The 24,898-nt window shown below is 36.8% G+C and carries 23 protein-coding genes; 2 read left to right on the top strand and 21 right to left on the bottom strand.

What is annotated here, in order from left to right; genetic code table 11:
- Positions 1–5: 5 nt before the first annotated feature.
- The 13 genes from ACIQXJ_RS03935 to ccpN form a co-directional block, all read right to left on the bottom strand.
- The gene (locus ACIQXJ_RS03935) at positions 6–2,018 is read right to left on the bottom strand and encodes a hypothetical protein (protein WP_403049874.1); all 2,013 of its coding nucleotides are present in this window, start codon (positions 2,016–2,018) and stop codon (positions 6–8) included.
- An 89-nt stretch (positions 2,019–2,107) separates the two neighbouring features.
- Positions 2,108–2,530, bottom strand: a complete 423-nt coding sequence (locus ACIQXJ_RS03930; RefSeq protein ID WP_403049871.1) for a lactococcin 972 family bacteriocin — start codon at positions 2,528–2,530, stop codon at positions 2,108–2,110.
- A 66-nt stretch (positions 2,531–2,596) separates the two neighbouring features.
- Complete coding sequence (locus ACIQXJ_RS03925) at positions 2,597–2,800, bottom strand: hypothetical protein (protein ID WP_403049868.1); 204 nt, start codon at positions 2,798–2,800, stop codon at positions 2,597–2,599.
- A 66-nt stretch (positions 2,801–2,866) separates the two neighbouring features.
- A complete protein-coding gene (locus tag ACIQXJ_RS03920) occupies positions 2,867–3,205 on the bottom strand; it encodes a hypothetical protein (RefSeq protein WP_403049866.1) in 339 nt (112 codons plus the stop codon).
- A 345-nt stretch (positions 3,206–3,550) separates the two neighbouring features.
- Complete coding sequence (locus tag ACIQXJ_RS03915; RefSeq protein WP_403049864.1) at positions 3,551–3,781, bottom strand: hypothetical protein; 231 nt, start codon at positions 3,779–3,781, stop codon at positions 3,551–3,553.
- Between the two features lie 9 nt (positions 3,782–3,790).
- Positions 3,791–4,912, bottom strand: a complete 1,122-nt coding sequence (locus ACIQXJ_RS03910; protein ID WP_403049861.1) for a Nif3-like dinuclear metal center hexameric protein — start codon at positions 4,910–4,912, stop codon at positions 3,791–3,793.
- Between the two features lies 1 nt (position 4,913).
- Positions 4,914–5,606 carry a tRNA (adenine(22)-N(1))-methyltransferase gene (locus ACIQXJ_RS03905; RefSeq protein WP_403049858.1) on the bottom strand — a complete coding sequence of 231 codons (693 nt, stop codon included), beginning with the start codon at positions 5,604–5,606 and terminating at the stop codon, positions 4,914–4,916.
- 155 nt (positions 5,607–5,761) lie between these two features.
- On the bottom strand, positions 5,762–6,112 hold the full coding sequence (gene cccA / locus ACIQXJ_RS03900; RefSeq protein ID WP_172772070.1) for a cytochrome c550: 351 nt from the start codon (positions 6,110–6,112) through the stop codon (positions 5,762–5,764).
- 495 nt (positions 6,113–6,607) lie between these two features.
- On the bottom strand, positions 6,608–7,171 hold the full coding sequence (locus tag ACIQXJ_RS03895; protein WP_401010526.1) for a hypothetical protein: 564 nt from the start codon (positions 7,169–7,171) through the stop codon (positions 6,608–6,610).
- A gap of 286 nt (positions 7,172–7,457) precedes the next feature.
- The gene (gene rpoD / locus ACIQXJ_RS03890) at positions 7,458–8,585 is read right to left on the bottom strand and encodes an RNA polymerase sigma factor RpoD (protein WP_172772072.1); all 1,128 of its coding nucleotides are present in this window, start codon (positions 8,583–8,585) and stop codon (positions 7,458–7,460) included.
- A gap of 32 nt (positions 8,586–8,617) precedes the next feature.
- On the bottom strand, positions 8,618–10,450 hold the full coding sequence (gene dnaG, locus ACIQXJ_RS03885) for a DNA primase (protein WP_401010529.1): 1,833 nt from the start codon (positions 10,448–10,450) through the stop codon (positions 8,618–8,620).
- 208 nt (positions 10,451–10,658) lie between these two features.
- The gene (locus ACIQXJ_RS03880; RefSeq protein ID WP_403049854.1) at positions 10,659–11,471 is read right to left on the bottom strand and encodes a pyruvate, water dikinase regulatory protein; all 813 of its coding nucleotides are present in this window, start codon (positions 11,469–11,471) and stop codon (positions 10,659–10,661) included.
- Between the two features lie 18 nt (positions 11,472–11,489).
- Positions 11,490–12,122, bottom strand: coding sequence for a transcriptional regulator CcpN (ccpN, locus tag ACIQXJ_RS03875; RefSeq protein ID WP_024363022.1), 633 nt, complete (start codon positions 12,120–12,122; stop codon positions 11,490–11,492).
- 502 nt (positions 12,123–12,624) lie between these two features.
- Here ccpN and ACIQXJ_RS03870 point away from each other — a divergent pair.
- Complete coding sequence (locus ACIQXJ_RS03870; protein ID WP_403049851.1) at positions 12,625–14,010, top strand: glycine--tRNA ligase; 1,386 nt, start codon at positions 12,625–12,627, stop codon at positions 14,008–14,010.
- A 286-nt stretch (positions 14,011–14,296) separates the two neighbouring features.
- Here the strand turns inward: ACIQXJ_RS03870 and ACIQXJ_RS03865 are convergent, their stop codons facing one another.
- Together ACIQXJ_RS03865 and ACIQXJ_RS03860 are read right to left on the bottom strand one after the other, a co-directional pair.
- Positions 14,297–15,061: a GNAT family N-acetyltransferase gene (locus tag ACIQXJ_RS03865; protein WP_403049848.1), complete on the bottom strand. Its 765-nt coding sequence runs from the start codon at positions 15,059–15,061 to the stop codon at positions 14,297–14,299.
- 116 nt (positions 15,062–15,177) lie between these two features.
- Positions 15,178–16,896: an HD-GYP domain-containing protein gene (locus ACIQXJ_RS03860; protein WP_403049845.1), complete on the bottom strand. Its 1,719-nt coding sequence runs from the start codon at positions 16,894–16,896 to the stop codon at positions 15,178–15,180.
- A 768-nt stretch (positions 16,897–17,664) separates the two neighbouring features.
- Here ACIQXJ_RS03860 and ACIQXJ_RS03855 point away from each other — a divergent pair.
- Entirely contained in the window at positions 17,665–19,095 is a 1,431-nt protein-coding gene (locus ACIQXJ_RS03855; RefSeq protein WP_403049842.1) for an S-layer homology domain-containing protein, read from the top strand.
- 34 nt (positions 19,096–19,129) lie between these two features.
- Here the strand turns inward: ACIQXJ_RS03855 and recO are convergent, their stop codons facing one another.
- The 6 genes from recO to ACIQXJ_RS03825 all read right to left on the bottom strand — a co-directional run bounded on the left by recO (position 19,130) and on the right by ACIQXJ_RS03825 (position 24,620).
- Entirely contained in the window at positions 19,130–19,924 is a 795-nt protein-coding gene (gene recO / locus ACIQXJ_RS03850; RefSeq protein ID WP_401010541.1) for a DNA repair protein RecO, read from the bottom strand.
- Between the two features lie 179 nt (positions 19,925–20,103).
- A complete protein-coding gene (era, locus tag ACIQXJ_RS03845; protein WP_403049838.1) occupies positions 20,104–21,021 on the bottom strand; it encodes a GTPase Era in 918 nt (305 codons plus the stop codon).
- Entirely contained in the window at positions 21,008–21,421 is a 414-nt protein-coding gene (locus ACIQXJ_RS03840) for a cytidine deaminase (RefSeq protein WP_340823628.1), read from the bottom strand. Before ACIQXJ_RS03840 ends, era begins: the two co-directional genes overlap by 14 nt.
- A 244-nt stretch (positions 21,422–21,665) precedes the next feature.
- Positions 21,666–22,016, bottom strand: coding sequence for a diacylglycerol kinase family protein (locus ACIQXJ_RS03835; protein WP_403049835.1), 351 nt, complete (start codon positions 22,014–22,016; stop codon positions 21,666–21,668).
- Positions 22,017–22,490, bottom strand: a complete 474-nt coding sequence (gene ybeY, locus ACIQXJ_RS03830; protein WP_403049832.1) for an rRNA maturation RNase YbeY — start codon at positions 22,488–22,490, stop codon at positions 22,017–22,019.
- A 9-nt stretch (positions 22,491–22,499) separates the two neighbouring features.
- Positions 22,500–24,620 (bottom strand): HD family phosphohydrolase, encoded by a 2,121-nt coding sequence (locus ACIQXJ_RS03825; protein WP_403049829.1) that lies wholly within the window; start codon positions 24,618–24,620, stop codon positions 22,500–22,502.
- Positions 24,621–24,898: the final 278 nt, after the last annotated feature.

Below are 24,898 nucleotides of genomic sequence, written 5' to 3'. Positions count from 1 at the left end.
TACATTTAATTGTACCGATGACTCGTACGATAAAAAGCTTGTTTTGCAGATTTCTTAAAAGAAAGGTAACTTCCTATCCCATATAAAATTCCGACAAGCAAAGCAGATAAAAGTAATACGCCAAGTTGCACGTGGTGTACCAAATAACCAATTATAGAACCGACAATTGTTGTTATGATGATGATAAATAATTGTCGCTTGAAAACCGGTCCAATAATCGATGTGTATGGTAAACCAAAGGTATGCAAGGTGAAAATACGTTTACCATTCGTGCCAGCCCACAGTCTGCCATTCAATATAGCAGTCAAAAACATTGTTACGAAAATTAGCAGTCCCGCTACAATATAGTAAACGTATTGTTGTTTAAACCTTTGAGCCGTTTCCAAAGCAACGTCTGCTATCCCATTAATCGACGTGATAGAAGGTTTCATAACGGAGTTAGCTAAAGCGGCTTGTAAATGATTTTCATCAAAAAAAACGATATTTCCACTAGAAGCTAAAGATATTAAGAACCCTTTCGATTTTACAATGTCTGTTAGCTGACCATCTATCAATATAACTAACGGATTTTCTGCTTGTACTGTTTCACCTCCTAAACCAACATTTGGTGGTAATGCAAGAAATTTCGTTCCCTTATATTCGTAAAAATTCAAACCTTGCGCTGGATAAACATCATTATGTTTCGTCCATAGCGGAATTTGCCCTTCTAAAAACGAAGCCAATTCATCTGGTAAATCTTTAACATCCTTTGCAATGAGTTTCCCGCCCTTGCCTTCTGTTTCCACACCTATTTCTAGCAAATCAATCCAAGCACGATCTGTCATAATAATATGATCATAGCCACCCATTCGATATGGCTCTAAAAAAATCGCTTTATCGATAACTAAAGAAAGACTTAAATTATTAGCTTCTTGCATTTTAGAAAAAAAAGCTTCTACCTCGGGAAGAGTCGCCTCTTGTTCTAATGAATCCAAGTCAAACATGGATAGCCGAACGATATTGTGCATTTTGTCCCAAAGCGCATATTCTTTCGACAGTTGATTGGTTATTAGTATAGAGGTAATGATGGTCGGGATAACAATTAGCGATAAAATCATAACAAGAACATGACTTAGCTTTCCCATGACGGAAAAGCGCTTTAACGGAATTTGTCTTTTCGCTATATGGGCAGCTTTTGGACTAGCAATTAGCGAAAGCAATGCTGTGATGATGCTAACGACAATCAAGAATAGCAATAAACAAAGTAGTAGACGATTGAACACCAATGGAATTTGTCGAATGTCCTTTATGACACCTACATAGCCTAATGACATAAACAAACCTAGTAAAAATCCGACAAAGATAAAAGATACGATTGTCGTTGTATCTTCCACATGAACTTTCCCTGCTTTCACACCGCCTAATAATCGAATAGACCTTGCTTTTGCATGTTTAAATATCCAAGTAATAATGGTCGTTACTAATAACAGCAAGGAAGCAAGCACTGCATTTCCTATACCATTTTGAAATAAGTATGCATATAAAATTGTTAAATTAGATGGTTCTGGAACCCATAAAAGCCCAATTTGATGCTGTTGCGTCCAATGTTCAAGTGCTTCTCGGAAATCTTTCCCGGCGTTAAAAGCATAGATGCCTGATAAGGAACGGGTGCCTATATCTGCAGTGGAAAGCAATTCACCTGTTAAAGAAGATTCGAACCACTTAATCGCATTGTGCTCTATAAGCAAGCCATGAAATGCTGGTTTAGCAGTCCCAAAATAAATAATATCCTTTTTGTTGTCATAGTTTTCGGGGTCAACAGAAGTTTTTACTACGATTGCGTTATATTGATCTGTTAGTTGATTAAGGTCCGAAACCAATTGATCTTTTGCAATCGTGGTTTCAGCAAGATTTAAATCAAATTGATTGGTAGTGCCTAATGGCAACCGTTGTTGGACAAGTGACGTATATTGAAAAATAAGCAGGGACAGCATAATTACAGCAATCAATGATGTCAGTTGCACTGCTCTTTTAAGCATAACCACTCCCCCTAAATCTTTAATTGAGAAGCTTGGAAAGCCTACTGCTAAAGGCATTCCAAGCCTCTAAAGTATTGAAGCTCTAGTAATTAATCGCATACACGATAGTAATAACGATCAACGTGGGTAGGGTACTGCACCGCCCAAAGTTCAGCAATAGATCTTTGTCCTGGTGCTGTATCAGCTGATCTTGATCGATTACCATTCAACTCTACTGTGCTTCCATGACAGCGATCCACTGTGTAGTATGAACGAACTTTAGCATTCCAAAATCCATACTCCCAAGTGCCACCTTCATTTGGATATTGTGTGATGGGTCCTGGTGCTAGCCATTTACGAGAAACATCTCCTCGGTTGAATGGATCACTTTGTGTGGCAACCGTTGATGATGCAGCAATTAAAGGTTCCTGAATAGCATGATGAGACACTGCAAAAGCCCCAGATGGCCATAACAATAATGCCACCAACGCTAACACGACTATTTTCACCCTCACAGTTTTTTTGGCTAACATATGGCTCACCTCCTTTCATTTGAGCTCTTTATTATTTTTTAAAATAGAATGTATAAATAGAGCATTTTACTTTTTGAAAAATTTATCTCTATCCAAATATGTGAGTACTGACAATCCTAAAATGCTAAATATCGCAAAAACCGTTATCCAAATAGGTTTACTTTCATAATCTCTTATTAATGATTGTAACGAAATAAATATTAGCATTAGATAAACATATGGTGCTGGAATTTTTTTAATTTTCACAGCATTTTCACCGCCTCTTTTCATACAGAAATACTCCTCCAAAAATCAATAATTCTATTCAAGTTTGCATATATGATTGTTCAAATTACGCTAAGTAGATTTTAATTGGTCACAGTAATTCAGTATCACCGTGCTTCCATGGCAAAGATCCACTGTGTAGTATGAACGAACTTTAGCATTCCAAAATCCATACTCCCAAGTGCCACCTTCATTTGGATATTGTGTGATGGGTCCTGGTGCTAGCCATTTATGAGAAACGTCTCTTTGGTTGAATTGATCACTTTGTGTGGCAACCGTTGCTGTTGCAGCAATTAAAGGATCATGAATAGCATTATGAGACACTGCCAAAACCCCATTTGCAGATGGAAATAATAGTACCACCCACGCTAACACTACTATTTTCACCCTCACAGTTCTTTTGGCTAACATATTATTCACCTCCTTTCATTTGACAAGGAAGAATTTTGTTTAATGGCTATTTTTTATTATGTATGGAGCTGGAAACTTTTTAATTTTACCGTCTCTTTTCTTTTAGAAACACCCCTCCTATTTCTAGCTTTATTGTTGTCGCCAACACTTTTCTACATTAGTTCAATTTGCATTCTCAATCGATTCTCATTTAATTAATTTTTATATACTATAAAATAATAGAAAAATCAATATATTTTAAATATTTATATAACAGTAAAAAATAGTAGATTTATCTTTTTAAGCCTCAACAAAAAAACGCAACCTTTAAAGGAAATTCCTCTAAAAGTTGCGTTTATTCACATACTATTTGTTACATTCAAACGAATAGTTCGTTGATAAAAAATTCTTTTCTTTCGATACAATGGCATTGCCCCCATCGTCCTCACATTGCTCGGTCATTGCGTCTATTTTTTTCTCGTTCATCATATTCGTCATGATTGTCATGCCGCCTCCGAACACAGCAATTAGTAAACCAATTATAATCCATAACTTGCCGGCACTATTGCCAGCAGGTCTCCCATTTGCCACACCCATTCCCCTCTCTTAAACAAATAAAAACGGTTCCGTATGAATAGTAGATTGAACAAACTCTACTGCATATTTTTTTGTCTCACACATCGTCGCCATTTTTTTCGCAACCCCTGCAATCATTACTTTTTCTACATGATGACCTGGGTCAACAATTTGTAAACCAATTGCTTGTGCATCCTGTGCCGTATGGAAATACATATCGCCTGTTAAAAACACATCCGCTCCAGCACGCTTTGCCGTATTAATATACTTATTTCCGTCTCCACCAACGAGGGCAATCTTTCTTACTATTGACTGCAAATCGCCAACAACACGAACAGCTGGTACATCTAGTTGCTTCTTTACAAACTCTGCAAAATCTTTTAATGTCATATCTTTAGGTAAATAGCCAACACGGCCTAATCCCATAATGTTCGTTTGCTGATCTAATCGAATTACATCATACGCAGGCTCCTCATATGGATGGGCATTTAACATCGCTTTTAAAACACGATTTTTAATAGAAGTTGGGAATACAACTTCCACTTTGACTTCTTCCTCCACATGTAATTCACCAACCGATCCAACATACGGATTAGCCCCTTCTAGTGCTCGGAATCGACCTTCCCCAGTTGTTGTATAGCTACATGCTTCATAAGAACCTATACGCCCTGCTCCTGCCTTTGCTAGTGCCTCACGTAACGTATCAGCATTTGCCGTCGGAACGAACACAGCTAACTTAAGAACATCCTCAGCATATGTTTCTTCTAAAATAGAACGTTTTTCAAGTAACAGTGCATCAGCCAATAAATCATTGACACCACCCTCAGCCACATCTAAATTTGTATGCGCTGCATAAACAGCTATATCATGCTTGATAAGCTTTTCGTATAATTGTCCTGCTGGATTGTCCGTACGAATATTTGCTAGGCGGCGAAAAATTGGTGGATGATGCGCGATAATTAGTTCACAACCTTGTTCGATTGCTTCGTCTGCTACTGCTTCATTGACATCCAATGTGATTAAAACCTTACTTACTGGTTTATTTAATGTTCCAATGGCAAGCCCAATTGGATCATTTTCCATGCATGCAAGATTCTTTGGTGACCACGATTCAAATACTTGTATAATTTCCTGACCATTGACAGATTTCATGCTATAAAACCCCTTCCACTAAATCAAGTAGCGCTTTTAATTCTGCACGTTTTTCCTCAATTTCAAGTGTCGGCTCGGCCCCTTCAATAGATTGTAAAACGCGCTGCCAATTTTCCTTTTCTCGATTCCATTTTTTCATAAATGCTGGTGATTTACGAAGTAATAATTTAGGTCCAAATAAGATGTCTGCTGCAGTTAGCTCCATCGGCCCTCGTTGTAAAACAAGAATTTCGTAAATTTTTTCATCTTCCTCTAAAATATCTTCATCGAGGATCGCCCAATTATTTTTTAAAGCCCATTCCCGAATTACTTTTGCATGAATGTTTGGCTGCAAAATTAGACGTGTGACACCTTGTAAGCTTTGTGGATGTTTCTCTAATATCGACACAATAAGAGGTCCACCCATTCCAGCAATTGTAATAGTATCTACATGGTCTGATTCTTCCACTGCAGCTAAGCCGTCTGCCAGTCTAACCGTGATTTTTTCTGTTAATCCTTCTTTTTTCACTTGTCCCACCGCTGAATCATAAGGGCCTTTCACAACTTCCCCTGCTACCGCGCTAGTAGCTATTCCCTTATGAATTAAATAGCATGGTAAATAAGCATGATCACTGCCAATATCCGCCACAACCGCACCTGTTGGAACAAATTTTGCCACTGTTTCTAATCGCTTTGATAATTTTTGTGCGTTCATTTTTAACCGCCTACCTTATATAGAGTCCATTCTAGTATGTATGATGTTGAACAAAAAAACAAATGGCGTTGTCTCATATATTGAGCAACCCCATTATAATAATAGAAGCTGTACTAAAAGCGTAATTACACTTTTAGTACAGCCACTTTTCAAAACTATTCTAGAGTAGAAATGTACTCAGCGATTGCTTTTGCTTCCGCTTCGTTTTTCATTCCTGGTGTCATTGGAGTTCCTGGAATACCGTTTGTTAACACGTCTACGATATGAGCTTCATCTAAACCATGTAGGTTTGGACCAACACTACCAGTTAAGTCACCACCGTGACAACCGATACAAGTTTGTACTAATGCAGAACCATCATCATTAGCTTCTGTAGTTTCGCCACCACCCTCATGTTCAGCAGCAATTTCTTTCTTGTTATCTGCGCCTTGTAAAGACATGAAGAAAATAAGACCAATACCAAATGCCAGAATCAAGATGTAAGGAACGACTGGATTGTTTTTCATATGTTTCCCCTCCTCATTAATAAATCTACTTCTATTATAATATAGAATCAGTCAACATCTAATATTGTACTGCATTAAACATGAAACGAAAAGCCCCATTCGCTAAGTTTTCCTTTGTTTGTAACAATTTCGACATTTCTGTATCAATTGGATAAATTATGTCTTGTTAAAACCAATATTTAGACTTATGGAGAACCCTTTCCAAACTAAAATCGTTTTACTTCTCGCAAATATTTTGCCACTTCCATTGCATTCATATACGTCTAACGATAAAAATTAATTGCTCCTTTCTACTTAAACCTTTGTGCTTTATTAAGCTGACTATATATAATAACATTTGCATAAATAGGTTATACTATTATTTCAATATATTATTATTTACTATTTTTTTATTAAATTTCTTTTGAAATTACTTTTCCAATAAAGCCATACTACTATATTAGAAAAATAAATACCCTTCTATGAACAATAGTAGTCATAGAAGGGTATTTATTTTTACATAAAATTATACAAGTAATAACCAATTAGTGCCACTAGCCCTAGAACACCAGAGACTGTGAAATAAAGTAGTTTCATTTTTAACCCTGAAAATAACCAGACGCCACAATTTGCCGCTATAAAGGCAAATAACGCTATATTATTTCCACTAAAATATGTAGTATACATGCGAATCGATAAACTAAATAACAATATAGCAGCAATAATATGCAAAGCAGGCGCTAATAAGTTATTTTTGCTCGCAGACCGGAAAGCTATTATGAATAATGTAATTGCAGCGATTGCTACAATGCCCGTTAAAACAAGCAACAAAGAAGTTACTGTAAAATAAAAATACAAGAGCACCATCATACCCAAGCATAATCCCACAATGAAGAACAACATTTTTCTTTTTTCTAAAGGCAATACAGCCTGTTTATGAGTTGCTGACTCTAACTCCTCTATATCATTTCCCTCAGCATAAAGAGTCGCTAAAAAGTCACAGTAGTGCTCTGGTAATAGCTTATTTTGCTTCCAAAACAATATCTCATTTAAAATAATTTTTTTCCGTGGATTTGTCATCGTATATTCTCCAAACATTGCTTAATAATGGTTGTAATACAATTTTATCTCACAATTCATGAAAGAACATCTGTAAAAAGTCGCAAAAATGGAACTACTACACCGTTCAAATTATATATTTTTACATTACTTTAGCAATTATTTAAAGTTTCTTTCGCTAATATATTGATTATATCGAGGGTATTGCTGTTTTGTAGTTGCATTTCAATCGCTAATACAGGGCAAACCCCGCCATGAATAGTAATGGCGGGGTTTGCATTTATAATAAAAGTATTGTGTTTGTTTATTATTCCAAGAAATCTTTTAATCGTTTGCTGCGAGAAGGGTGGCGTAACTTACGAAGTGCCTTTGCTTCAATTTGGCGAATACGTTCACGTGTTACACCAAATACTTTACCTACCTCTTCTAATGTACGTGTACGACCATCATCTAAACCAAAACGTAAACGAAGTACGTTTTCTTCACGGTCTGTTAATGTATCTAATACATCTTCTAGTTGCTCTTTTAACAATTCATATGCTGCATGGTCAGAAGGAGACTGTGCTTCAGAGTCCTCAATGAAATCCCCTAAGTGTGAATCATCTTCTTCACCGATTGGCGTTTCAAGAGATACAGGTTCTTGTGCAATTTTTAAAATTTCACGTACTTTTTCAGGTGTTAAATCCATTTCCTCACCAATTTCTTCTGGAGACGGCTCACGACCTAAGTCTTGTAACAATTGACGTTGTACACGGATTAGTTTATTAATCGTTTCTACCATGTGTACAGGAATACGAATTGTACGTGCTTGGTCGGCAATTGCACGTGTGATTGCTTGACGAATCCACCATGTTGCATATGTTGAGAATTTAAAGCCTTTACGATAGTCGAATTTCTCAACTGCCTTAATAAGCCCCATGTTCCCCTCTTGAATTAAATCAAGGAAAAGCATTCCACGACCTACATAGCGTTTTGCAATCGATACTACAAGACGTAAATTCGCCTCTGCTAAACGTTTACGTGCTTCTTCATCACCTTGCTCAATACGCTCTGCTAAAGCAATTTCCTGCTCTGCAGAAAGTAAATCAACACGGCCAATCTCTTTCAAATACATACGTACAGGATCATTAATTTTCACGCCTGGTGGTACGCTCAAATCGTTTAAATCGAACGTTTCTTCGTTAGCTTCTTCTTTCATTAAGCTCTCTTCTTCAAATTCTTCTTTACCAATAATTTGAATGTCTTTATTTTTTTCAAGATCTTCAGCGAAGTGGAAAACTTCTTCATTTTCCAATTCATAAGGCAATAATTTCTCTGAAATTTCCTTCATCGAAATTTCCCCTTCAGTTTTCGCCTTTTCTTGTAGTAATTTTTTTGCCTCATCTAATGTAATTTCTACTTCTACCTCTTTTGAACGTTCAGACTTGTCCGCCATAAACCTTCCTCCTTCTAAACAACCGAATCGGGTTAAATCGCCGATAACGATTTTCTTAAATGAATAATCTGTTGGGCGATTTCAAGAGCACGCGCATACTCGTGCATCTTCTCCGCTTCCTTTGACTCATGCATCTTTTGATGAATTTCTTGCTCAATTCTATATTTTTGAAGCTGTCGGATAGAATCTGCGATTTCTGATTCTGCCTGGTCAGGATCACGTTCTACTAAAGCAGCTTCCATAACAATTTTGCGTAATTCAGCGTCATCTAAGATTTCTACAAAGCGCTGATAATCTGGATGACCATATTCCTCATAAAATCCTACCAATCGAACAAAAACAGCCATATATGCATCTCTTACAAAAGGCTCTGTTTGCTCACTACGTAATACCCTGTCCACTACATCTATATTATGAAGCATATGTGCAAGTAATAAACGTTCGGCACGTTCGGCTGCGTCCATAGGCTTTTGTTGCTGCGTGACTGGCATCGAAGGTGTATGCGTTGGCATTTCCACTTTCGCAGAGCGTACTTGATTTGCCTCTAGTTTTCGGAATTGGGCATAAATAGCTTCTTCCGAAATCGTCGTTTCATTTGATAGCTGTCGGATATACAAATCTCGCTCAATTGGTGAGGAGCTACCCACTAATTGTTCGAGTACTTCTTGAATATATTGAAGCGTATCATTTTCAAATTGAAAATTCTTATTTCGTCTAGCATGCATCATCATAAAAGCAATATACGTATGTGGGTTTTCCAAAATTTGTTCCTTAAAAGCCTGTCCACCTAAACTTTGAATATACTCATCAGGATCGAGCTTATCAGGTATCACCGCAATATTAACTTTCATGCGCTCCGTTTGTAGTAACTGTGCCGCTCTTTTCGCCGCATCAAATCCAGCATTATCACCGTCATAGCAAATCGTAACTTGCTCTACTAAGCGTTTGAGCTTTGTGATATGCTGATTCGTAAGCGAGGTTCCCATTGTTGCTACGGCATTTGTTACGCCAACTGAGCTTGCAGCCAAAACATCCATAAAACCTTCCATCAACACTACTTGACGATTTTTTCTAATAGAGGTTCGTGCCTTGTCTAGGTTATATAACACTTCACTCTTTTGAAAAATTGGTGATTCTGGACTATTTAAATATTTTGCCTCTTCACCTGTCGATGACAATATTCGTCCTGAGAAGGCAATAATTTTACCGTTCTCATCACGAATCGGGAACATAATACGTCCTCGAAAACGATCAAAATAGCGTTCTTCCCCTTCACGTTTGATTACTAGACCACTATCTGCGATTTCTTGTAAGTTATAACCTTTTCTTTCAAGCAATATCGTTAATGCATCAAAGCTTGGGAGAGACCATCCAATGCTATTAGATTCGATAAGTTCCCTTGTAAATCCTCTTTCTAGCAAATAATTTAAAGGCTCTTCCCCATCTTCTGTGTTTAGCAGTAAATGATGAAAAAAATCAGCCGCAAAAGCATGCGCTTCTTTCATCCTCTCTTCCGCTTTAGAAATCTTTGTCGTCGCCTCTGGTAAGCTTGGGCCTACATCTAAATGCATGCCAACACGTTCACCAAGTTTTACGACGGCGTCTGGGAAAGAAATCCCTTCGATATCCATGACGAAAGTAATAGCATTACCACCTGCTCCGCAACCAAAGCAGTGAAAAATCTGTTTGTCTGTTGACACAGAAAAAGATGGCGTTTGTTCTCCATGAAAAGGACAGAGACCAAACCAATTGCGCCCACGCTTTGTCAGCTGCATGTATTCGCTTATGACATCCACAATATCTGATTGTGTACGTATTTGCTCAATTACTTCTTCTGGTATTTTCCCTGCCAAATTCATCACCATCTTTAATTTACGTTCTAGAACACAATTCGATATTCGTTTTAAAAATCCTTTATTTCTCGACAAAAAAATAGGATTTTTCTCATTTTAAATATTTTTACCACAATTTTATTATTATAAAACAAATTTTAGTATTTATCTATACAATTTTAAAAACCGACTCAAAAAAACCGCCTCTAATAACCCGAGGTGGTTTACTAAATTTGGTTTCTTATTTACGGCTTGCAAGATATTCAATAATAACGTTAGCTGTTTCCTCTACTGCTTTGTTCGTTACATCAATCACTTTGCAACCTATTTCAGCAACAACTTTTTCAAAATGTTGTATTTCTTCTAAAATACGTACATGTTGCGCATAGATGGCGTCATCATTTAAACCTAATGTCATTAATCTTTCTTTTCTTATCGAGTTTAATTTATCTGGAGAAATAACTAAGCCAAAACATTTTTTCGAATCAATTTTCAATAATTCTTCTGGTGGGGCTACCTCCGGGACTAATGGTACATTTGCCACCTTATAACGTTTATGTGCTAAATACTGTGAAAGCGGCGTTTTTGAAGTGCGTGAAACTCCAACAAGTACAATGTCAGCTTGCAATAAGCCTCGTGGATCTCTGCCATCATCATACTTCACTGCAAATTCAATAGCCTCAATTTTTTTAAAGTAGTCATCATCCAGTTGATGCACAATACCCGGAGTCTCTAATGGCATTTCTTCCATAAAGGTTGCCATCGATTTTAACGCTGGTCCCAATATATCTACAGCATGAACTTTTTCTTTTTCGCATAAATCATGCAATAATGCGCGCATGTCTTGTCGAACTAGTGTATAAACTACAAATGCCTTCTGTTTCGCAGCGAGGCAGACTATTTTTCGAACAAGCTCTTCTGTTTGAATATGCGGAAAGCGCCGAATAATCGTATTTTCTAAGCCTGGTCGGAACTGGCTAATAACTGCCTTAGCTACTTGATCACCAGTTTCGCCGACGGAATCAGATATAACAAAAACGCGTAATCTCTTCATGCTGTTCCCCTTCAACTGTTAGACATTTTGCGCAAGAGATAAGAAAGCACGTGTAATTGTCGTTTTCGTTAAACGGCCAACTATTGTCAATCCACCCTCTTGAGGTTCGATTACCGGTAACGAATCTACTTCTCGTTCTATTAACTTATTTGCTGCAACAACTAACGAATCTGATCTTTCACAGTACGAGATATTTGGCATTCGTGTCATAATAATATGTACAGGAATTTTATTTAAATCCTGCGTGCCAATACTTGTACGCAGTAAATCTTTACGAGAGAGAACCCCTGTTAAAAATTCGTTCTTATCTACAACAAAAAGGGTTCCGACATCCTCTGAAAACATGAAACAAATGGCATCATATACCGTCATTGTTTCAGGTACAACAACAGGTCCCGAGTGAAAATCTTTTACTTTTAAATTGTTAATGCTATCCGTTAAAGTTACGGATGTTTTTTTCCCAGAATAGAAATAACCAACTCGTGGTCTAGCATCTAAAAAGCCAGCCATCGTTAAAATTGCTAAGTCTGGTCTTAAAGTCGCTCTTGTCAGATTGAGACGTTCTGCAATATGCTCCCCTGTTATCGGGCCGTTCTCTTTCACAATTTGTAAAATGTCTTCCTGACGTTTGTTGAGTTCGATTGGACTCACCGCCTCAAATCTAATAGTGTTATACTTATGCTCAATTATTATATACTATTTTAATGGTTATTGCGAAGAAAAGAACTACATGCTACAATATTGACACATACGCTTGCTCTAAATGTATTTTCGAGCAACTTGCGTTATACAGGCGATGATAGGAAAAAAGTATCTGTTCAATTTTTAGCGAGTAGAAAATGGTGAAAGTCTACAATGTGGCAGAGAAAAGGCACTCCTTGAGCTAACTTTTTGAAAAGAGGTTTTAAACAGTTCGTTTAAAACAATCAGGGTGGAACCGCGGGTATTAGCACTCGTCCCTGGGCATTATTTGTGCCCGGAGACGGGTGCTATTTTTAATTTAGCTCATGCTAAATTAAAATCATGCAATATGCGCATGTGGCGAATTAGATTTGAAAATGACAAAGTTATACTGGTCATTCCTCCAATTCGTCAGGTAACACAATTACTTTTCACTCTTGTGCAAGTAAAAATTATGAAGGAGGCTATTATAATGGCTAACAAATCAATGGAAACAATCGTATCTTTAGCAAAGCATCGAGGCTTTGTCTTCCCAGGTTCTGAAATCTACGGAGGCTTAGCAAACACTTGGGATTACGGTCCACTGGGTGTTGAATTAAAAAATAATGTAAAAAAAGCTTGGTGGCTAAAGTTTGTCCAAGAATCGGAACATAATGTTGGAATTGATGCAGCAATCCTTATGAATCCAAAAGCATGGGTCGCATCTGGTCACGTTGGTAACTTCAACGACCCAATGGTAGACTGTAAAGCTTGTAAAGCGCGTCACCGTGCAGATAAAATCATCGAGGATGCTGCACTGGCAAAAGGTGATGAAATTATTGTAGACGGTATGACATTTGATCAAATGAAAGAAACAATGGTGAAATACGATGTTGTTTGTCCTGACTGTGGGAAAGCAGATTTCACTGATATTCGTCAATTCAATTTAATGTTTAAAACATTCCAAGGTGTTACAGAATCTTCAACTAACGAAATCTACCTACGTCCTGAAACTGCACAAGGAATTTTCGTAAACTTTAAAAACGTTCAACGTTCTATGCGTAAACGTACACCATTCGGTATTGCACAAATCGGTAAATCTTTCCGTAACGAAATTACACCAGGTAACTTCACATTCCGTACACGTGAATTTGAACAAATGGAGCTTGAATTCTTCTGTAAACCAGGTGAGGATCTTGAATGGCATGCGTATTGGAAAGAATTCTGTAAAAACTGGTTACTGAACTTAGGTATGAAAGAAGAATCAATGCGTTTACGTGACCACGAGGATGACGAATTATCACATTACTCTAACGCAACAACGGATATCGAATTTAAATTCCCATTCGGCTGGGGTGAGCTTTGGGGTGTAGCTGATCGTACAGACTACGACTTAAAACAACATATGGAGCATTCAGGTGAAGATTTCACTTATATTGATCCTGTGTCAAACGAACGCTACGTACCTTACTGCATCGAGCCATCTTTAGGTGCTGACCGTGTTACATTAGCATTTTTATGTGACGCTTATGATGAAGAAGAGCTAGAGGGTGATGACAAACGTACAGTATTACGCTTCCACCCTGCTTTAGCACCATTTAAAGCAGCAGTACTTCCACTTTCTAAAAAGTTATCAGATGAGGCAGCAGATGTATGGTCAGAACTACGTAAATCGTTCCCAGTTGATTTTGATGAATCTCAATCAATTGGTAAACGCTACCGTCGTCAAGATGAAATCGGTACGCCATTCTGTATCACATTCGATTTCGATTCAAAAGAAGACGGTCAAGTAACTGTTCGTCACCGTGATTCAATGGAACAAGTTCGTATGCCAATCGCTGATGTAAAAGCTTATATCGAAAAGCATCTTCAATTTTAATTTGAATTAAATTTGTCTAAAGCCAAGCCGCTGTGACAAAAGAAAAAAGTGTTAGATTGACTGCAATCAATCTGACACTTTTTTTCTATGCCGTTAATGTCTTCTACGGCAGTTGCTTTCCGAAAGTTTACAGGCGATTCACGGACTTTTACCATCGTTTTCTCCTGTCTTACCAGCGATTTTTGGACTTCTATCGGCTATTTTTCTAGGTTTACAGGCGGTGATTCTAGGGCTTCTCTCTACGTAATTGCGTCCAGATTTATTATTTTCATCTACAATGTCACTGCTAAAATGTACGTAACTCTTTTAAACGCTTCATCGCTGAATGGACAGTAAGTCTGTGAAAGGCTATTAATTTACCTTTATAGACGACTCCATAGATACCATAGGGTGTTGGAGAAAGTCTTAACAATTCTTCCCTATTTTGCAAATCAATTAATTGTGCCTGAATGCCAAGTTTTTTTGCTCCCTCCACAACATTGTCCGTTGCAATATCTACAAATGGGCATTGAGGAGTATGGAAAATCGTTAACTTTTGAAAGGGAGACAGCCGCTCGTCCCAATCATTCGGAAAGTATGGATCAGGCGCATTTCCAAATTTACAAACTAGCAACTCAAAGCCATATGGTGCGTGAGCTATTTCTTTGAAATTATGCTTCAAAAAAATATGCTTACTTGGAGTCCAAGAAGTATCTGGGTTTGTGATAACAATTACCCCTGCCTTATTTTGTTCCTTAGCATCTAATAGACACTTATTAATCAGTTTAGAGGCATAGCCCTTTCCAGTAATACCTACCCACAAACAATGAATCACCATATAGTTTTCACCAAACACAACTCTTGAAGAGGACTCAATTGGTGTATATTCAATAAATCCTGCCTGCTTATTATTCTCCATTATTTTTATATACTTTAAACCTTCGTGAAATCGTTCAAGAAGCCATTTATTTTTATTTATATACCCTGTAGCATTTGTTTTACTACGTTGACAAAAGCATCCACTTTGAGAAATATTATGTTCATTCAATTCTATTACATTTTCAATAACCACTTTTACTCCCTCCTAAAACTAGCTCCATATACATATGATTTTCAATACTTAACCAACAATCCCTTTTTATAAATTTACAAAAATAAAAACCAAATCAAGTTTTGATTTGGCCATTTCTATGCTTTTAACGATATAAATAATCGCTCCTGCATTTTTTCCTCAAATAAAAACTTTTTCATATTCATTCCAACTAAGTTTACTAATAGTTCCTCAATATCACTTAAAGAATAATATAAAAATGTGCCTTCACGCATAGGGCGAACTCTTTTGTCTATCGTCAGTTCCTCCCCAATAAAGTAAGCGACATTGACCCCGCAATGCTCCATCAGTTGTGTAATACGTTGATCATCGCCAGGATTGATAAAGAACGGCACAATCTTATCAATATACAAAATACTCTGAACAAGTTTGATAAAAAAGTTCTCACGAATAGAAGTTTCAACAACTAAAATTGTTGTTTGCTCATGCTGATAATCCATGTACAAAACACTTAATTGCTCTTCCAATAGTTTCTTTAAAATATGAATGGAATTTTTATATTTCTTCATATCTGTTTGAATTTCTCGAGTTAGTAGCCGTAGAATACGATAGGCAGGTAGGAAGATTTTTAAAACAATTTCTTTTGGATGTAAATGATCGATTAATTTATTGAAATATTCTTTTAAAGTATTTTCATCATTTCGTATCAACTGTTCGATAAATAAATTGAAAATTTCTTCAAAACTGTTTGCACGATAATCAATCATTTTAACAATTTTCACACTATAATTCAGAGGTAAATTCATGGACGTTTGCTCATCTAATAATTTTACTTTCGGTAACGTTGGAAATAAATCATAGACAAGCTCTACTTGTGCACTACGATTATCAGATAGTAACACAACTGAGTTTACAGGATAAATGCCAAGACACTCTACAAATTTATGCATAAACTTTTCATTATATAAATGTCGATCCCGATATAATACAGCTAAAGCATCTGTTGCGTTATACCCCGAATGATATACACGCTTTGAGGTCATCGCCGAATAGACATCAATAATTTGTAATAGTTGAACGCCATCACTCATCTCATCTGCACATAGTTGATTAGGATACCCTTTTCCCGCAAAACGTTCGTGGTGATCACGTGCTAAATAAGCGATATCCGCTTCACCATATTCTAGAAGGAGCTCATAGCCTTTTGTTGTATGTGTTTTAACAATATCAAATTCATCTTCGGACAGCTTTCTTTTTAAGCTTAGTATCTCTTGTGGAATAAATACTTTGCCGATATCATGAAATAAATAACCACGTGCTAGCATCTCTATGTCCGTTAAGCCTATTTGCCGCGCAAAAATAGTCCCAAGTACAAAGGCATCAAATGAATGGACAAACGAGTACTCATCCCATTCTCTTAAACGTATTAGTAAATCGTAGCGATGTTTTTTTTCTAAAATTCGCTCAAACACGCCTCTGACATATGCTGTGTCCTGAGTACTTTTTAATATTTGACCATAACGCAATTCGTGCACAACACTTTCTAATGTTGTCATAAATAGATTGTTGACCGCTACTTTATATTCGTCTATTTCCTCTTTTTGTTCTAAAAGCGGTGCAAATACATCCTCATACTCTCTTGTACGCTGTAAACTTAAATCATGAACAACCCTTACTGAATCTGGTGATAAAAAAACTGATAATTCCCCTACTTTTCTCAGTTTAAGTAATGCTATAATTCTCTCAGTTAGCACTAAATCTTTTTTAGCTAATAGGCGATACTCGGAAAAAATATCTTCTGCTAAAATATCGTTTGCTTCTACTTCATCAATACTTAATGTCACTTTTCTTAGCATTTATTCAGCCACACACGCGTCTTTACAGCATTATGTGACCTCCCTCCCTTTTCCATAGGACTGCATTAATCTATTACGCACTATTGTACGTTTTGCTGATAGAGGCACGGTTTTCATATATATGTGTCAAATTAAATAATCAAAACTAGGTTTCCATTTTATTAATTAGTATAATTATACAAAAATAACTAATATATATTTCCTTTATCTTTACAATATCATAGGTTAAAATGCCTTTTCAACTAGTATATGGGATTGAAATGATTAGTTAATACTATGCATATATTATAAACTATTTAAAAAGTAGTTCTTTGGAATTATAAATTCTTTAACCTCCACTATTTCGTCCAGTTAAATTTCACTTCATTTGACCTAATTTACTCAAACACAAAGTTTATTTTTATAAAAAATAACTACTTTTCTATTAATGTAACATATAGCTAAAAAACCAAAATTTTTCTCGCGTTTTCATACATTTGACGTTCTACTAATCTTTATTTCCTAATAATGAGAAGATTTCCTATCAATGCACACTACATAATTTCCATTTTATAGTGGATAATATTCCCTCTATTCTCACCTTCAACAATTTGATATAAATATATTATTATAGTTAATCTTTTATGTTAAAGTACATTTTTTTAACAATACATAGTAATACCAACCATTCACAATCAATCGTCCGGAAGTTTGAAACTGTACATAGGAAGGATTCTTACTAGAAAGAAAAATGCTATAAATGTATATCTATTCATTGGAGGAAACAAATTGAATACACAACGTTTTTATCAAATGGCTTTGGCTGCCACTTTAGCAACAAGCGCTATTGTTATAGCCCCCCCAGCAGCTAATGCCGCTACGTTATTTCCCGATATTAATCCATCTACTGAGGAAGGCAAAGCGATTATTAACTTAGCCGAGCGTGGTATCATTTCTGGTTATCCTGATGGCACGTTCAAACCCGCAAATTTTATTACTCGTACACAGGCTGCTAAAATTTTAGCAGGCATTTTACATCTTGATACTGTTCATGTAAAAAATCCTCACTTTAAGGATATTACCCCTGATAACGAAAACTATGGTGCAATCGCTGCTCTTGCAGAGGCAGGAATAATTAGTGGCTCTAATGGCTATTTTAATCCGACAAAACAAATTACACGTGGTCAACTATCCAAAATGCTTGTAAAAGGCTTCGATTTAACAATCACTGACGATATAGATACACCTTTTACAGATGTAAAGGCTGGCAGTGAATATGAGCCGTATATTCAAACATTATTTGCTAATAACATTACAAAAGGTACGACGCCTACTACCTTTGGACCTCAAAGCTATGTAAAACGTTCTCAACTAGCCTCTTTTGTAGTGCGCGCTGAAAACACTCAAAATAACGCAATGATCCATGCAGATAATTATAATCAAGATTTTATTTTTGCATCATATGGCGGGATAGAACCAGCGGAGGATATTTTCACTTGGGATGACGAACAAGAGATAACAAATACCATTACAATCAAACCATTAAAAGAAGGCACTGGTAAATTAGTTATCACTGGTTTTAACGAAGATACAGAGGAATTTACAGATTTCTTTTTCTTAGTTCATGTGAAATCTGTCAATGGTAAGCTGCAAGCTACGCTAGAAGAAGTAAATGAAGGAGATTATTTAGAAAATCTACCTCTTAATTTAAATGAAACGGATTTAACGTTCACACCAACAGAAGTAAGTATTCAGACAGCTGATGGCCAAGCGTTATCTTCAGATTCCTACGCATTCGATACTAAAGATAACGTCGCAACATTATCAATATTTAAAGATGGACAATACTTATTAACTTTTACAAATGGTACACAACAACAAACAATGGCGGCTGATGTGTATACGTATGATTTTGTACGTAGTATTGACCTTTACGAAATTACAAATGAATTATCGTTTACAAGCGATTACTTTACTTTTGAGCCTGTGCAAGTTGCATTAGAAGATTTAGATGATAGCTCTGATCCAACACACAAAGTACCAGTCAAAGCCGTAATCGATGGCAACAAATTGATTGTAACGCCATTAGCAGAAGGCAGTGCTGTGTTACACGTAACTGGAAAAAATGGAGAAACTGCATATTTAAATGTTGAGTTTATGAAAATTGCAGATAAATGGGCTACTTATTACGGTTTATACGATGACTCCGATGCCTATTAATACGTACGAAACTTAAAAAATACCAGAGGACATATTAATTGTCCTCTGGCATTTCTGTTTTGTCTGTAGACGGTCTTAACTGTAATTCAGGTGTTCTTTCTAATTGCTCTATGAATTTCTTTGTCTTAAAGCGGATACCAGTTTGTTCTTCATAAATGGTTGTAATAATTTTTTTAATGAAATATTTTGTTTCTTTTTTTAATTCTAGTTTGCCGATTTGATCGATTGGAACTGTATAAAACATGCGAATCAGCTTTAACTGTGTTGGTGTTAGCCGAATAATATATGGATCGTGCTGATAACAACGATGACATAGGAAGCCCCCTTGTGCAAAGGAAAAGGCAAATTCCCCATCAACTGCTCCGCATGACGCACAAGCATGGAGTATTGGTTGTACACCTGTGTAAGGAAGCATTTTCCACTCTACAAAAAGTGTAATGGCTTCTGGATCATAGCCATCTTCAATCGCTTGTAATGCTTGTAGGAGTACTTCAAATGCAAAAGGCTCAGCCTTCCCTTCTTCCACAACACGTTCAATTAGTTCCATTATATAGCTTGCATAGGCAGTTGCTACAATATCCTCACGTATATGACGCATTGAATTTAGATGCTCTCCTTGTTGCAATGTACCCATACCTGTATGATGCTGTACCATAAACATCCCATATGTAAATGGCTGTGTCACCGCAGATAATCTGCTCGAGGGCTTTTTCGCACCTCGCGCCATAGTTGCTACTTTACCTGCTTCTCTCGTTAGTAGCGTGACAATTTTATTTGATTCTCCGTATGCACGAACCTTTAGCACAATGCCTTCCCATTTATAAAGCATCCATCCCCCTCCTTCCTGCAAGTTTTCAAAGAAAATAGAGCTCTCCAAACAGTATTTGGACAGCTCTGTTTTACTATTTCCTGTATAGCTAAAAGCATCCCTTCAGCTGACGCTTTGTCCACTTCAAGAAATCGAAAATTTTATCATCTCAACTACGTAATTAAGCCACGCAAAGAAAATTAATATTCATCATCACGGAATCCAAAATCACGAAGATGCGTCGATTTATTACGCCAATCTTTTTGCACTTTTACCCAAAGCTCTAAATACACTTTAGATCCGAGTAGCATTTCTATATCTTTACGAGCACGAATACCCACTTCTTTCAGTAGTGCACCATGTTTACCTATAACTATACCTTTTTGAGAATCACGTTCTACAATAATTGTCGCCGCTACACGGATTTTTCCTTCTGTTTCTTCATCACGACGAATTTTATCAATGACTACCGCTATAGAATGTGGTATTTCCTCACGCGTTAAATGTAACACTTTTTCACGAATCAACTCTGAAATAATAAAGCGTTCTGGATGGTCTGTTACTTGATCGGCAGGATAATATTGTGGACCTTCGGGTAAATATTTTGTTAAAGTTGCCAATAAATTTTCAACGTTATTACCTTGAAGTGCTGAGATTGGCACTATTTCTGCAAAGTCATAACGCTCCTTATAGCTGTCGATAATACTCATTAATTCATCTGGGTGAATTTGATCGATTTTATTAATTACTAAAAATACAGGTGTTGGGTTGCCTTCAAGCATTTCTAAAATAAACTCGTCACCTTTACCAAGCTTTTGCTCAGCGTTTACCATAAACATAATAACGTCTACTTCACGTAATGTATTTTTCGATACTTTTAACATGAAATCGCCTAGCTTATGTTTTGGCTTATGGATACCTGGTGTATCAATAAAGATCATTTGGCTATCGTCTGTTGTTAGTACACCTTGTACTTTATTTCGTGTTGTTTGTGGCTTATCGCTCATAATGGCAATTTTTTGACCAATAACTCTGTTTAAAAAGGTAGACTTTCCGACATTTGGTCGTCCAATAATTGAGATAAAGCCTGACTTATAGCCAGTATTATTTTCCAGCATTCTCTAAATCCTCCGTTGTAAATGCAAACGGTAGTAACTCGCCAACTGACGTTACCGTGACATCACCATTTAAATTTGTTAAATATACAGGCATAGATGGTTCACAAAATTCCATCATTACTTGGCGACACGCACCACAAGGGGCACAAGGGCCGTCCGTATCAGCTACAATAGCAATCGCCTCAAAATCATAAACACCTTCTGAGACTGCTTTGAAAAACGCCGTACGCTCTGCACAGTTCGTCATACTATAACCTGCATTTTCAATATTACAGCCATGGATGACATCCCCATTTTTTGTTAAAAGCGCAGCACCCACTTTAAATTTTGAATAAGGCACATATGCCTTCTCGCGTGCTTTTTTAGATTCTTCTAGTAACGCATGCATATCCATCTTCATCTATGCTAATTCTCCTCTACATAAAAATCATCTATGCCTTTATTAACTAGGCACTCTTTAATCAATTAAGCGTTAGCATAATTGCGTCCAGATTTTTTTCGAGCCTGCTCGAAAAGCCACTCTAAAATCTGTGACATTCTCCTCGCCTTTATATAGCCAAAGTTTAAACTCCCACTAAATTTAGTGCACAATTTTGGCATTCATTCCCCTCTTTTAAAGGTGAAGGACTTTTGCTAAAAACAAGTTAAAACCATTTTGGAATAAAGATTAGTAAACCGATTATAGCACTGAATACCGCAAATACAAGCACCGCACCTGCTGCAATATCTTTTGCTTGCTTAGCAAGTGGGTGAATATCTGTTGAAGCTAAGTCTACAACTCGTTCAATAGCGGTATTCATCATTTCAAGCGCAAACATCAGTGCTATTAATAATAGCACAATAAACCATTCTACTCGTGATAAACCTGTGAAATAACCAGCAATTAAAACAATGCCCGCACTGAGCAAATGTGATTGAAAATTTTGCTCTTTACATGCTGTGATTATACCTTCAAAAGCATATCCAAATGAACGTAAATATTTGCGTAAGTTCATTTAGTCACGTCCTAAGCCATAAGATTGTAAAATCTCCTCTTGCTTACCGAACATCACCTTTTCATCCTCTGGTACCATATGGTCATAACCTAATAAGTGCAAGAAGCCATGGACAGCTAAAAAGCCCAATTCACGCTCAAAAGAATGTCCATATTCCTCTGCTTGCTCCTTTGTGCGATCCGTTGAAATGATAATATCACCTAAAATACGTGGCATTCCTTCAAATGTTACTTCCATTTCACCTTCTCCTAATTCCTCTAAGGCGAACGATATAACATCCGTTGGTTGATCTTTACCGCGATAGTCTTTGTTAATCTCTTGGATAGCTTCGTTTGTCACAAAGGTTACTGATACTTCTGTTTCAGGTTCAATCTTTTCTACTTTTGCAGCATGTTGTAAAAGCTTCTCCACAAGCTCCATATGCTGTGCAGTTACTTCATTTGTTTCATCTGTAAAATCAATCGTTAAAATCATTAGTGCCTCCTACTTATCTGCCTTTGGATATTCAATACGTGAATGGAAAATCCCATTTAACGTCTCACAAAGTACTTGCTCTATACATTTTAACTCTTTTATCGAAATATCGCATTCATCAAACTGATGGTCCTGTACACGATCATCAATAATAGCACGCACGAGCTTGTGAATTTTCTCAGCATTTGGTTCTTTCATTGAACGAACCGCCGCTTCCACACTGTCTGCTACACTTATTACGGCAGCCTCTTTCGTTTGTGGTTTCGGTCCTGGATAACGGAACTTTGCCTCATCAATCACTTTTCCCTCTTCCTTTGCTTTGTAAAGGAAAAATTTAAGTAGACTTGTCCCATGATGTTGTAGAGCTATATCAATGATTTCTTGAGGCATTTTATATCGTCTTAGCATGTCAGCTCCATCAGTAGTATGTGCAATAATTATTTCTGCACTAGTTTCTGGCGGCATTGAATCGTGTGGATTCATACCTGACATTTGATTTTCAATAAAGAAAGCTGGACGCTTTGTCTTGCCAATATCATGATAATAACAACCTACTCTTGCTAGTAATCCATCTGCCCCAATAGCTTCGCATGCAGCTTCAGCTAAATTTGCCACCATTACACTATGATGATATGTGCCAGGTGTTTCCATTAGTAGTTTTTTTAACAACGGATGATTTGGATTGGACAGCTCGATTAAACGCAATGTCGATAGTAAACTAAATGCCGACTCAAAAAATGGTAATAGGCCCATTGTAAGTGCGCCAGATAAAAGTGCCGATAATATTGCGGCTATAAAATAAAACAGCAGCTCAGATAATCCATACGATGATTGTGTCATCAGTAAATAAAATGCGATAAAGCCCATATTTACAAGTGATATAACAGCAACAGCCTGCAAAATATGTGAGCGCTTTTCTACACTGCGCATAAAGAATAAACTCGCAAAACCACCAAATATAATATACAACGTAATTTCCATCTGCATCACAGATGAATACCCTTCTTGGAAAATAACCCCTGCCGAAGCAGCAGTCATAACGGTAATTAATACCGCCGCACGATCATCAGCTAACAGTCTAACAAGCATTGTAGCTAATGCAGTTGGGAATAAAAATGCAACCGTCACATCAAAACCATCTGCCACTAAGCTTATAAACTTCATTAGAAGAATTGAAAAACTATATACAATAACCGTTACGAGCAATGCATTACGCTTTTTGGGTTCTTCTATTTCCCAGCGATCAAATAAAATATACATGAATATCAGTTGAAGGAAGGTTAAAATAATCAACCCTGCAATCGGCTTCATTGATGCTTTATTACTCACCATTCCAAGTAGCTCTAATTGCCTAAATGTCTCATTATCAATAATCTGACCTTCCTGTACAATAATTTGACCTTGGAGTATACGCGTTGGTTCAACCGCTTCCTTAGCTTGCTCTATTCTAACTTTTGTTTGTTCCTCATTAATTGTTTCGTTTTCAACAATACTTGCACGTCCAATTAATATGACTGTACTTAAAATCTTATCAGGATAGCCACGCTGTCCACGAATTTTTGTTTCAAAATCATTTTGAGCAGCTAATACATTTTCTTTACGAATCGATTTTTGTAAATATTCTTGTACAAGTTTTGAAAGTTGCACGCTTGTTCTCTTTAAATCTGCTTCACTTTGTTGTAATAAGCCTTCAAGCTGTGCATCTGTAAAAATGACAGGCATTTGATCAACATCAATAGATTCTAATTTTTTGCGGAGCTTTGCCACTTGGTCGACTTCTGCATCGGCATCTTTATCGCTGTCAACAGCCTTTTTCACTTCAAGCACATAATCAAATAAAGACGTCACGATGGCTACACGTTGTTTTGCAACATCTTCTGAAAATTGATAGACGGGCGTAACTGCATTGGCAGCCTTTTCTCGTTCCTGCTGAGTCTTAACTGTATCTTCAATTGTTTTTGTCGACCTCACTGTTTCCGATGCAAGTTGCAATGGTTTAAAATCGTATGTAACACCCTTTACATTGCCATACATAAATGTAAACTGTAATGCCCCTGTAAGGATGAGAACGACAATCAAAAAGTAGCGAAATCCAATAAGCTCCGTAATTTTTTGAAGTTGTTTCTCCATTCGGCACCTCCTCTATCTATCTTCTATCATACCAATTCAAAAAACATTTTTCCCGAAAAATGTATAAGAAAGCAAAAAAACAGCTATACGTATTTGTATAGCCGTCACATTTTTCATTTTTCAACCTTAAATATGCATAAATCGCTGGATTTGTCGCTTCATTTTTGGTACAGGTTGTTTCAGTTGATTTCCACTGCAGGCGGGCGCTTTCCGCGGGCACAACGTAAGCCGCAACCGTCGCTGTCGCGCCGCCTGTTGCGTCTTATGTTTTGTGCTGT

The sequence above is a fragment of the Lysinibacillus sp. NPDC097868 genome, from assembly GCF_044761135.1.
Taxonomy (GTDB): domain Bacteria; phylum Bacillota; class Bacilli; order Bacillales_A; family Planococcaceae; genus Lysinibacillus.
This window is presented reverse-complemented; position numbering and strand designations above follow the sequence as displayed.